A 12,043-nucleotide genomic window follows, 5' to 3' on the forward strand; every position below is an offset into this window, starting at 1 on the left:
CGCCCTGGCTCGGGGGGGCGGGGCCCGCCCCGCGCGCGCGGGGGGGCGGGGGGGCCCGCCCCCCCCGGCCCCCCCCCGCCCCCCCCCCCCCCGGCGGGGGCGGCGGGCCCCGCCGGGCGCGCCCCCCACGACGAGGCGGCGATCCTGATCCTCGGGCTCCAGGACCGTACGACCCGGGACAGGGCCGCCGCCTGGATGGAGGGGGACGAGGCGGGCCCGGCCCTCCGGCTCTGGCGCGCACTGGCCCGCCGCTGCGTCGGGCCCTACGGCGAGCACGCCGCCGCCCCGCTGACGCTCGCGGGCTGGGTCGCCTGGTCCACGGGCGACGAACTGGAGGCGCGGGAGGCGCTGGCCATGGCGCTGGGCGCGGACCCCGACTACCTCTTCGCCCGGCTGCTGCACCAGGCGTGCAACGAGGGCCTCGACCCGGAGGCCGTCCGCCGCTGCCTGCGCGCCGACGGCACACGACGCCTGCCCGCGCGGCCGGCGGAGCACCCGGACCGCGCACCGCGGTCCGCCCCCGCCGAGCCCCCGCCCACCCCCGCACCAGTGGACGGAACCCCGGCGGACGACGAGGGAGCCGGTCCCCGGCCGGGCGGCCGGCGACGGCGCCGGGCGCGTCGCACCGACGGCGACGACGGCCGTCACCCGGCCCGGGCGAAGACCGGCCGCCGCGGGCCGGCGGACTCCCGTCCCCGCGCGTCCGCGACCGACGCCACCCGGCCCGGCACCCGCGGGGCGAGCTGCGCGCGTACAGCGGGCCGGAGTGAGGTCACGACCAGCGGCGCCCCGGCGGACGCCGGGCACCCGCGGCAGCCCGAGGGGAACGGATGAACACCGACCGGACCGAGGAACGGCACCGCGCGGAGCGGATGCCCGGGCCGACACCGGGAACAAGCGGCGGGAGGCGCACCGGCGGCCACCCGCGCCGGCCGGTCACGCGGCCCACTCCCTCCCGAGCCATTACCCGAACGAGTCCTCCCACGGTCACCCGAATGGCAGAACGCCCGGACGGGCCGCGGAACCACCACCGATGCGGCCGGCCAGGGGAGTGTTTATCGTCAGGCAGACGACTATGATCGCGGCATGCCCTACGACCCGTCAGCCTTCCCGCCCTTCGCCGTCACCGTGGACCTGGTCGTGCTGACCGTGCGCCGCCATGCCCTGTGCGCGCTCGCGGTACGCAGGGGCGAGCCTCCCTTCCAGGGGCGCTGGGCGCTGCCCGGCGGATTCGTACGGGCCGACGAGGACCTGTCCCAGGCGGCGGCGCGTGAACTGGTCGAGGAGACCGGGCTGTGCGCCCACGACCCCTCGGCCCCGGCCCAGGACAACGGGGCCCACCTGGAACAGCTCGCCACCTACGGCGACCCCGACCGGGACCCGCGCATGCGGGTGGTCAGCGTCGCGCATCTCGCCCTCGCGCCCGACCTGCCCGCACCGCGCGCCGGCGGCGACGCGAGCAACGCGCGCTGGGCCCCGGTCGAGGAACTCCTCCAGCAGGGCGGGCACGGCCGCGACGGCGAACCCGTGGCACCCCTCGCCTTCGATCACGCCCGGATCCTCGCCGACGGGGTGGAACGGGCCCGCTCCAAGATCGAGTACTCGTCACTGGCCACCGCCTTCTGCCCGCCCGAGTTCACCGTCGGGGAACTGCGCCGTGTGTACGAGGCGGTCTGGGGCGTGGCACTCGACCCGCGCAACTTCCACCGCAAGGTCACCGGCACGCCGGGGTTCCTCGTACCGACGGGCGGGACGACCACGCGCCAGGGCGGCCGGCCCGCCCAGCTCTTCCGGGCGGGAGGCGCCACTCTGCTCAACCCGCCGATGCTGCGCCCCGAGGTGTGACCCGTGGGGGACGTACGGCGGAGTGGCGGCCCGGCCCGGCAGTGAGCACCCCGGGGCCCGGGTACGGCGCGGGTTCCATCGAACGGCGGACAACAGCGCGGCCCGACCGCATCGCATCGACGCCCAAGCCGCCTTATACCGGGAAAAACGGTTTTGTCGCGCTATCTTGCTGCAGGTGATCCAGGCCTTCGGACTGACCAGCAACCCCCGCAAGGCGTATCCGCCCGCCGTCGACGACGTCTCCTTCGAGGCGCGCGCCGGGCAAGTGACCGCGCTCCTCGGGGGCGGCGGCGCGGGCAAGACGACAACGCTCAGACTGATGCTGGAACTTCAACCGGGTCGTGGCATCACCTACTTCAAGGGACGCCCCCTGCACCGGATCCCGCACCCGGCGCGGGAAGTCGGCGTGCTCCTCGGTGACGTGCCGGGTCACCCGGCCCGCTCGGTCCGCGGTCATCTGCGCATGCTGTGCGCGGCCTCGGGGGCCCCCGCGCGACGAGCCGACGAAGTCCTCGAAGTGGTCGGTCTCGTCAGCCTCCGCGAGGAGCGCCTCAGCACGTTGTCGCGCGGCATGGACCGCAGACTCGGGCTCGCCTGCGCCCTGCTGCCGGACCCGCACACGCTGGTCCTGGACGAACCCACCGACGGACTCTCCGCCCGCGAGGCCCAGTGGCTGCACGGCATGCTGCGGGCGCACGCCACGCAGGGCGGCACGGTCCTGTTCAGCACGGCGGACCCCAAGGAGGCCGCACGCACCGCGGACAGGGTCGTCACGCTCCAGGACGGCAGGGTCGTCGCCGACCAGGAGGGAAAGGCTTTCGCCCGCACCCGGTTGCGCCCGCGCGTGGCCGTCCGCAGCCCCCACGCCGTACGCCTGGCAGCCCTGCTCACCAAGGACGCGCGCATCTTCCGCCGCTCCGTCGAAGTGGTACGCGAGGGCGGCAACCGCCTTTCGGTGTACGGCAGCACGACCGCCGCCGTCGGCGAGATCGCCTTCCGGAACGGCATCCTCGTCCACCAACTGGCGGACGAGATCGGCGACATGGGAGCGGGTGCCGGAACCGGCCGCGAGGACGGGGAGCGCACCCCCGAGTCCTGGCAGGCCGTACCCGACTCGGCACGAGGGGACCGGCGGGACGGACAGGAGAGCGTGGCGGTGGAGCGGCGTCCCGTGGTTTCCGGCATCCCGAAGGGGGCGCGCGAACAGACCCCGGCCGCCCCTGCGCGGGCCGGCCAGGGCCTTGCGGCACCTGGGCAGGCGGGGGAGGAAGCGGCTCCGGTCTCGGTGCGGGATTCCGTGCGGTCGGATCCCGGCGGTTCGCCAGAGGCTTCACGCCGGGTCGTGCACGAGCCGACGGCGGCGCCCGCGCGGAAACGGCCCGCACCGTCGCAGGAGAGCGCCGCGTCCGGAGCCCCGGCCGAGCGACCGGCCCCCACGGAGCCGATGCGTGCGGCGGACGGCGCGGCGTCCGAGACGGGGGTGCCGCCCGCGCAGGACCCGGCCGCGCCGGAAACGGACGGTGGCGTGTCGGGGGCCTCGCCGGAGTCGGTCCCGGCAGCCGGGCGTTCGCCGCGACGGCAGGTGGCAGGCCAGGCCGATCCGTCGGCGCCGGAAGCGCAGTGTGCGGCGACGGATCGGGCGGGCGAAGCGCGAACGGTGCCCGGCCCACCTGCGCCGACCGAGGTGCACCCCGCCGACGCCGAGCGGCCCGCCTCCGGCCGAGCCCCTGGAGAGGAGACCGGCCTGGACCGCCTGGTCACCGTCTCCGAAATCGCGGCCCGCGACGCGTCGGAGACCGCCGTAGCCACCGGCACCACTTCGACCGACGCCGCGGCGCACGATGCCACCGCGACCGGGGAGGAGACCGCGGCCGACACGGTACCGGGACGCGCCGTGAGGCGGTCCGCCGACGCCGTGCCCGTCTCCGAGACCGCTCCCGGTGGAGACGCGGCGGCCACCGGCCCCCGAACCGGTGGCACCGGCAGCCCAGCGGTGATCGCCACCGGTACCCGTACCCTCCTGCCCGGCGCCAGGAACCCCGGCGCCCGGCAGCCGCACGCCGCCCCTGCCGGCCGCCCCGACGACAGCCGCGCGGCGACCGCGTCCTCCCCCCTCCCGCCCCCCATCTCCGTCCGCCCCGCCCCCGACCCCCTGCGGCCCCTCCGCTACGAACTCCGACGGGCGGCCGGCATCAGCACCGGCTTCCTCACCTGCGGCGCCGTGCTGGTCGTGTCCGCGCTCACCGCCGTACTCCTGGCACGGATCGGGCACACCCCGCAGGCCCGGCTGTTCACGGCCTGGCCGGTACAGCTGCCGCTGCCGCCCGCCGCACTCGCGGCGGGCCTGCTCGGCGCGCTGGCCTTCGGGGACGAGTTCCGCCACCCCGCCCTGGCGGCCGACCGCGGCACCGTCCCCCGCCGCCTGGGGCTGCTCACCGCCAAACTGCTCGTCTCCGGAGCCACCGCGGGGCTGCTCGCGTTCCTCACCCTGGGCTGCGACGCCGAGGCGCTCTACATCGTCTACGGACGGGAGCTCACCGAAGTGCCCGCCGACTGGCTTTCGCTGACCGCCAGTTGGTTCGGGCTGGTCGTCGGCTGCGCCTGGGCGGGTGTGCTGGCGGCGGGGGTGTTCCGGTCCACGACGGCCGGACTGGCCGCGGTCCTCGCCGTACCCGTGGTCGTCGTTCCCGTCGTGCACGGAGCGCTGAAGGGGCCGGCGGCACGGCTGGCGGCCGACTTCCCGCTGCGGCTGCGGGAGGTCCTCCTGCTCCCACGGCCCTTCGGAGGGGAGCGGTACCTGCTCGCGGCAGTGCGGCTGCTCGCCCAACCGGTGGCCTGCGCACTGGCGTTGTCCCTCACCGGACTTCTCTGCGCCTACCTCGCCACGGCACTGCGCAGAAGGCTGCCGTGACGGCCGTGCGCACGTTTCCGTTCCTGCCCTGCACACAACTCCCCGAAGAAAGGCCATTTCTTTCCGATAAGGCGTCAATTGCGACGGTGTGAGCGATCACCCTTTCGTGTGCTTTTCACCAAAGACCTCAAGGGAGTTGGAAACGACGCCGACAAAGGTTTCGTGAGTACCCTTGCGCACACCATGATGACCGCCGCCCGCTCCACCGACTCAGGTCTGGTCGGCCCGGGCGAACTCGACCGCTACCCCTACGCGGAGGCCCCGGCGGCCGATCGCGTCGGAGCGCCCGCCTGGGAGGGCGGGGAACCCGAACTGGGCCGCGTCGGTCGGCGGCCCGCGGGCAGTCGCGGACGCGGACTGCACGGCCAACTCGTCCAGCAGCTCGGACAGATGATCGTCTCCGGCGATCTGGGCGCCGACCGACCGCTGGTGCCGGAGGAGATCGGCCAGCGCTTCGAGGTCTCGCGCACCGTCGTCCGCGAGTCCCTCCGCGTCCTCGAGGCCAAGGGCCTGGTCAGCGCGCGCCCCAACGTCGGCACGCGCGTGCGGCCCGTCAGCGACTGGAACCTCCTCGACCCGGACATCATCGAGTGGCGGGCCTTCGGGCCGCAGCGAGACGACCAGCGCCGGGAGCTGAACGAGCTGCGCTGGACGATCGAGCCGCTCGCCGCCCGCCTCGCCGCCGGCCACGGGCGCGAGGAGGTGCAGCAGCGCCTCTGCGACATGGTCGAGATCATGAGTCACGCCATGGCTCAGGGCGACGCGCTCACCTACTCGCGCGCCGACACCGAGTTCCACGCGCTGCTCATCCAGGTCGCGGGCAACCGCATGCTGGAGCACCTCTCCGGCATCGTCTCGGCGGCGCTCCAGGTCTCCGGCGGCCCGGTCACCGGCTGTGACCGGCCGAACGAGACGTCTCTCGCGCAGCACGCGCGGATCGTCGACGCACTCGGCACCGGCGACAGCGTGGCGGCGGAGGCGGCCATGCGGCAGCTGCTCACGGCCCAGCCCGAGGTGGAGCGTGTGGTTCCCGCACCGCGCGAGCACTGACCTCGCGAGGGGCGCGGTGCGATCGCCGATGTGCGGCGCCCTCCTGGTGCGCGTGGCGGCGCCGGACCCGGCTGCCGGCCGTCGCCGCACCCCGCCGGACCTTCTGGAGTCCGACGGGGCCCGGCGGGGTGCGGCATGGTGCGGACCGCCCTGGCCTGGGACGCACGGCCAGGACGCGGATCACGAGTGATCCCGTTTGTGCTTGTTTGACGACTTACGACCGCTTGTGGGGTGTGACTCGGGCCACGCAGATTGGGCGTAACGCTTGTGGAGACAGCGCGATGACCTAAGAGGTGACGGTCGCGGAAGGAATACGGACGCCATGCAAGGCGCTGTGCATCTCCCCGGCCCCCGCCCGCGCCGTCGGCCCATCCCCAGGCCGGTGGTCGGCTCCTGTCCCTAGCGGACGGTGCCGGAAGCCGCTTTCCAACGTTCCGAGAGGTTGTTCGTGTCGGCCAGCACATCCCGTACGCTCCCGCCGGAGATCGCCGAGTCCGTCTCTGTCATGGCGCTCATCGAGCGGGGAAAGGCTGAGGGGCAGATCGCCGGCGACGATGTGCGTCGGGCCTTCGAAGCTGACCAGATTCCGGCCACTCAGTGGAAGAACGTACTGCGCAGCCTCAACCAGATCCTTGAGGAAGAGGGTGTGACGCTGATGGTCAGTGCCGCAGAGCCCAAGCGCACCCGAAAGAGCGTCGCAGCGAAGAGCCCGGCCAAGCGCACCGCCACCAAGTCGGTCGCGGCGAAGACGGTGACCACCACCAGGAAGGCCACCCCCGCCACGGCCGCCCCCGTGACGCCCGCCGCTCCGGCCGCCGCCGATTCCCCCGAGGAAGCCTCCCCCGCCAGGAAGGCCGCCGCGAAGAAGACGGCCGCCAAGAAGACGGTCGCCAAGAAGACGGTCGCCGCGAAGAAGACGGCCGCCAAGAAGACCGCGGGCAAGAAGGACGACGCCGAGCTCCTCGAGGACGAGGTGCTCGAGGACACCAAGGTCGCCGACGAGCCCGAGGGCACCGAGAGCGCCGGCTTCGTCCTGTCCGACGAGGACGAGGACGACGCGCCCGCGCAGCAGGTCGCCGCGGCCGGCGCCACCGCCGACCCGGTCAAGGACTACCTCAAGCAGATCGGCAAGGTCCCCCTGCTCAACGCCGAGCAGGAGGTCGAGCTGGCCAAGCGCATCGAGGCGGGCCTGTTCGCCGAGGACAAGCTGGCGAACGCCGACAAGCTCGCCCCCAAGCTCAAGCGCGAGCTGGAGATCATCGCCGAGGACGGCCGCCGCGCCAAGAACCACCTCCTGGAGGCCAACCTCCGTCTGGTGGTCTCCCTGGCCAAGCGCTACACCGGCCGCGGCATGCTCTTCCTGGACCTCATCCAGGAAGGCAACCTCGGTCTGATCCGCGCGGTCGAGAAGTTCGACTACACCAAGGGCTACAAGTTCTCCACGTACGCCACCTGGTGGATCCGGCAGGCGATCACCCGCGCCATGGCCGACCAGGCCCGCACCATCCGTATCCCGGTGCACATGGTCGAGGTCATCAACAAGCTCGCGCGCGTCCAGCGCCAGATGCTCCAGGACCTGGGCCGCGAGCCCACTCCGGAGGAGCTGGCCAAGGAGCTCGACATGACCCCGGAGAAGGTCATCGAGGTCCAGAAGTACGGCCGTGAGCCCATCTCGCTGCACACCCCGCTCGGTGAGGACGGCGACAGCGAGTTCGGTGACCTGATCGAGGACTCCGAGGCGGTCGTGCCCGCCGACGCCGTCAGCTTCACGCTCCTGCAGGAGCAGCTGCACTCCGTCCTCGACACCCTGTCCGAGCGTGAGGCCGGCGTCGTCTCCATGCGCTTCGGCCTCACCGACGGCCAGCCGAAGACCCTCGACGAGATCGGCAAGGTCTACGGCGTGACGCGTGAGCGCATCCGCCAGATCGAGTCCAAGACCATGTCGAAGCTGCGCCACCCGTCGCGTTCCCAGGTGCTGCGCGACTACCTCGACTAGGTCGCGCCGACCGCCACGGCGGAGGCCCGGCCCCCTCCGCGGGGCCGGGCCTTCGTGCTGCGCGCCGGTGCCCTTTGGATCACTCTGGGTCCCCCAGGAGGACCTCTGAGTGAGGAGCACGCATGCGCCGTTCCCTAGCCCGAGCCCTGATCCGGCCGCTGGCCGCGGTGGCCACCCTCGTCTCGATACCCCTGGTGGGCGCGGCTCCCGCGGCTGCCGGCGGCGTGGTGGTCGGGGGATTTCCGATCGATGTCTCCCAGGCTCCGTGGACGGTGGCGCTGGCCAGCCGTGACCGGTTCGGAGGTACGCGGGCGGGGCAGTTCTGCGGTGCCGTGGCCGTCGGCCGCACCACCGTGCTCACCGCGGCCCACTGCCTGGCCGGGGACGTCCTCGGCGGACCGCCGGACCGAGTGGGTGACCTGAAGATCATCGGGGGCCGCACGGATCTGCTGTCCACCGAGGGCGAGGAGATCGCCGTGCGGAAGGCGCGGATCAACCCCGGGTACGACGCGAGGACCAACTCCGGCGACTTCGCGGTGCTCACCCTCGCCGCGCCGCTGCCGCAGAGCGCTGTCGTCGCCATGGCGGGCGCCGGTGACCCGGTCTACGCGCCCGGCACCGAGGCGCTGGTGTCCGGCTGGGGTGATACGAGCGGTGGTGGGGATTACGCGCGACGACTGCACGCCGCACACGTGCGCGTACTCTCCGACGAGGTGTGCGCCCGCGCCTACCCCGGCGGCCCCGACGGCACCTACCGGGCTGACAGCATGCTGTGCGCCGGTGAACCCGCCGGCGGGCCCGACGGCTGCCAGGGGGACAGCGGTGGGCCGCTGGTGGCCGGGGGACGGCTGATCGGCCTGGTGTCATGGGGGAGCGGGTGCGGGCGGCCGGGACTTCCCGGTGTCTACACGCGCGTCTCCGAGGTCGTCCGGGCGCTGGAACCGGCCACGAGGGACAGCTAGAGCCCTGCGGACAAGCCCTACGCGGGGCGGCGGGCATGAGCGCGGGCGGCCACTCCCGGTCGAGGAGGGGCCGCCCGTTCACCGGCCTGTGCCGGAGCTGGCTCGTCGTGTGTGCGAGATTCAGCGCTCTTATTCGGAAGCGGTGGTCGGGGCGGTCGTCAGCCGCTCCGTCTCGTCCTGTATCTCAGCGGCGATCTTCTTGAGTTCCGGCTCGAACTTGCGCCCGTGGTGGGCGCAGAAGAGCAGCTCTCCGCCGCTGAGCAGAACGACGCGCAGGTATGCCTGGGCGCCGCAGCGGTCGCAGCGATCGGCGGCCGTCAGGGGGCTCGCGGGGGTCAGAACAGTAGTCACGTCGCCTCTTCTCTAGCTCGACGAGCTGTCGTACCAGGGTCAACATCCAACCAGCCCGAAAACGTTCCCGCTCGTGGCTTTTCCTCGAAAAAATCTTCCGGGACGGCTGTTTGCTGCCGGTTGGCGGCGAATGTGCCGTATTGCGTGTCTTGGGTGCCTACGGGTTCGCGCGGTGTTGCTGTCTCGTCCTCCCGGCCGGGTTGCCGGTTGTTCATGAGGACGTGCCCGGAGCCTAAATGGTTCATGCCCCGAAGGGAACGTGATATGTACTTCACTCCTTCGAGGGATCGAACACGCATACGACTCTGGTCTAGTGTGAGTTCCCGACGAGGGTGGTGTTACACCGTCTCTACCAGGGCTCGGTACCCTCTGAGCGGCTACCGAAGCCGCCCCCTTACCCAAAAGGGGGTCATCTGAAATTCAGCGAGGAGCGAACCGCGTGACCGCCGATACGTCCGTGCCGTCCACAGCGCTGCTGGCAGGAGCAGACCGGGACGGTTCCAACTACACCGCGCGGCACCTGCTCGTCCTCGAGGGCCTCGAAGCCGTGCGCAAGCGCCCGGGCATGTACATCGGCTCGACCGACAGCCGCGGTCTGATGCACTGCCTCTGGGAGATCATCGACAACTCGGTGGACGAGGCCCTCGGCGGGTACTGCGACCACATCGAGGTGGTCCTCCACACCGACGGCTCGGTCGAGGTGCGCGACAACGGCCGCGGCATCCCCGTGGACGTCGAGCCCAAGACCGGCCTGTCCGGCATCGAGGTCGTCATGACCAAGCTGCACGCGGGCGGCAAGTTCGGCGGCGGTTCGTACGCCGCCTCCGGTGGCCTGCACGGCGTGGGCGCCTCCGTGGTCAACGCCCTCTCCGCCCGGCTCGACGTCGAGGTGGACCGCAACGGCCACACGCACGCCATCAGCTTCCGGCGCGGTGTGCCCGGTGCCTTCGCCGCCGGCGGTGCAGACGCGAAGTTCGAGGCCGGAAGTGGCCTGCGCAAGGGCAAGAAGATCCCCAAGGCCCGGACCGGCACGCGCGTGCGCTACTGGGCCGACCGGCAGATCTTCCTCAAGGACGCCAAGCTCTCCCTGGAGAACCTGCACCAGCGTGCCCGGCAGACCGCGTTCCTGGTGCCCGGCCTGACCATCGTCGTCCGTGACGAGTTCGGTCTGGGCGAGGGCGGCAGCAAGGGCGAGGAGTCCTTCCGCTTCGACGGCGGCATCAGCGAGTTCTGCGAGTACCTGGCGAACGACAAGGCGATCTGCGACGTCCTCCGCTTCTCGGGCAAGGGCACCTTCAAGGAGACGGTCCCGGTCCTGGACGAGCACGGCCAGATGACCCCGGCCGAGGTCACCCGCGAACTGGGCGTGGACGTCGCGCTGCGGTGGGGCACCGGCTACGACACCACGGTGCGGTCGTTCGTCAACATCATCGCCACGCCCAAGGGCGGTACCCACGTCGCCGGCTTCGAGCAGGCCGTCGTCAAGACGTTCAACGAGGTGCTGCGGGCGAAGAAGATGCTGCGCGTCGCCGAGGACGACATCGTCAAGGACGACGCCTTGGAGGGGCTCACGGCGGTCGTCACGGTCCGCCTGGCCGAGCCGCAGTTCGAGGGCCAGACCAAGGAGGTCCTCGGCACCTCGGCGGCCCGCCGCATCGTGAACAACGTGGTCACCAACGAGCTGAAGGCGTTCCTGACGGCCGCCAAGCGTGACGCGGCGGCGCAGGCCCGCGTGGTCATGGAGAAGGTGGTCGCCGCGGCCCGCACCCGGGTCGCCGCCCGCCAGCACAAGGACGCGCAGCGCCGGAAGACGGCGCTGGAGTCCTCGTCCCTGCCGGCGAAGCTCGCCGACTGCCGCAGTGACGACGTCGACCGCAGCGAGTTGTTCATCGTGGAGGGTGACTCCGCGCTCGGCACGGCCAAGCTGGCGCGGAACTCCGAGTTCCAGGCGCTGCTGCCGATCCGCGGCAAGATCCTCAACGTGCAGCGGTCGTCCGTGACCGACATGCTGAAGAACGCCGAGTGCGGTGCGATCATCCAGGTCATAGGAGCCGGTTCGGGCCGTACCTTCGACATCGACACGGCCCGCTACGGCAAGATCATCATGATGACCGACGCCGATGTGGACGGCTCCCACATCCGGTGCCTGCTGCTCACGCTGTTCCAGCGCTACATGCGGCCCATGGTCGAGGCCGGCCGGGTCTTCGCCGCGGTGCCGCCGCTGCACCGCATCGAGCTGATCCAGCCGAAGAAGGGCCAGGAGAAGTACGTCTACACGTACTCCGACCGCGAGCTGCGCGACAAGCTCATGGAGTTCCAGAGCAAGGGCATCCGGTACAAGGACTCCATCCAGCGGTACAAGGGCCTGGGCGAGATGGACGCGGACCAGCTGGCCGAGACCACGATGGACCCGCGCCACCGCACCCTGCGCCGCATCAACCTCTCCGACCTGGAGGCCGCGGAAGGCGTGTTCGATCTGCTGATGGGCAACGACGTGGCACCCCGCAAGGAGTTCATCTCCAGCTCGGCGGCCACGCTGGACCGGTCCCGTATCGACGCGTAGTCGCCGCGTGGGCTCCTTGCACGTGAGGGCGCGGGCCGCCGCGCATGTCCGTGTCGGCGAGCCGGCCCGCGGCGACGGGGCGGCATACGGCTGACAGGCCGCCGGACCAGGGGAAGTATGGACCGGGGAACGTCCGGATCAGGGGATGTCTCGTAACGGAGCGCCCTTGGCCCGGGCGTCTCGTCGTCTGGCCGCCGGTCGTCGGCAGTGGTTCCGGGCAGAGGCCTCGGCCGACGGCGCCTGTCCGCGGACCGTGGTGAGGGGCGGCGCGGTGAGGCTCCCACTGCGACAGGTCTGGCGCGCCGAACCTACGTGTGCGCGGTACCTACGTGTGCGCGTTACCTACGTTTGCGCGTTTCCGCGAG

8 protein-coding genes are annotated in these 12,043 nt (G+C 72.1%); 7 read left to right on the forward strand and 1 reads right to left on the reverse strand.

Going from position 1 to position 12,043, the window contains the following annotated elements; genetic code table 11:
• The 6 genes from ACZ4K2_RS25045 to ACZ4K2_RS25070 form a co-directional block, all read left to right on the forward strand.
• Nucleotides 1–834, forward strand: an 834-nt coding sequence (locus ACZ4K2_RS25045; RefSeq protein ID WP_467769972.1) for a DUF4192 domain-containing protein, incomplete at its 5' end; no start/stop codon positions are given.
• Between the two features lie 252 nt (nt 835–1,086).
• Entirely contained in the window at nt 1,087–1,845 is a 759-nt protein-coding gene (locus ACZ4K2_RS25050) for an NUDIX hydrolase (RefSeq protein ID WP_467476024.1), read from the forward strand.
• 175 nt (nt 1,846–2,020) lie between these two features.
• Complete coding sequence (locus ACZ4K2_RS25055) at nt 2,021–4,756, forward strand: ATP-binding cassette domain-containing protein (RefSeq protein ID WP_467476023.1); 2,736 nt, start codon at nt 2,021–2,023, stop codon at nt 4,754–4,756.
• Between the two features lie 162 nt (nt 4,757–4,918).
• Nucleotides 4,919–5,806, forward strand: a complete 888-nt coding sequence (locus tag ACZ4K2_RS25060) for a FadR/GntR family transcriptional regulator (protein WP_467476022.1) — start codon at nt 4,919–4,921, stop codon at nt 5,804–5,806.
• A 448-nt stretch (nt 5,807–6,254) separates the two neighbouring features.
• Entirely contained in the window at nt 6,255–7,802 is a 1,548-nt protein-coding gene (locus ACZ4K2_RS25065; protein ID WP_467476021.1) for an RNA polymerase sigma factor, read from the forward strand.
• A gap of 122 nt (nt 7,803–7,924) precedes the next feature.
• Nucleotides 7,925–8,764 carry a serine protease gene (locus ACZ4K2_RS25070; RefSeq protein ID WP_467476020.1) on the forward strand — a complete coding sequence of 280 codons (840 nt, stop codon included), beginning with the start codon at nt 7,925–7,927 and terminating at the stop codon, nt 8,762–8,764.
• A gap of 129 nt (nt 8,765–8,893) precedes the next feature.
• Here the strand turns inward: ACZ4K2_RS25070 and ACZ4K2_RS25075 are convergent, their stop codons facing one another.
• A complete protein-coding gene (locus tag ACZ4K2_RS25075) occupies nt 8,894–9,115 on the reverse strand; it encodes a DUF7455 domain-containing protein (protein WP_467476019.1) in 222 nt (73 codons plus the stop codon).
• Nucleotides 9,116–9,554: 439 nt separating this feature from the next.
• Here ACZ4K2_RS25075 and ACZ4K2_RS25080 point away from each other — a divergent pair, with 439 nt between their 5' ends.
• Entirely contained in the window at nt 9,555–11,678 is a 2,124-nt protein-coding gene (locus ACZ4K2_RS25080) for a DNA gyrase/topoisomerase IV subunit B (protein WP_467476018.1), read from the forward strand.
• The last annotated feature ends 365 nt before the right edge of the window (nt 11,679–12,043 follow it).

The organism is Streptomyces sp. NPDC025833 (assembly GCF_055558055.1).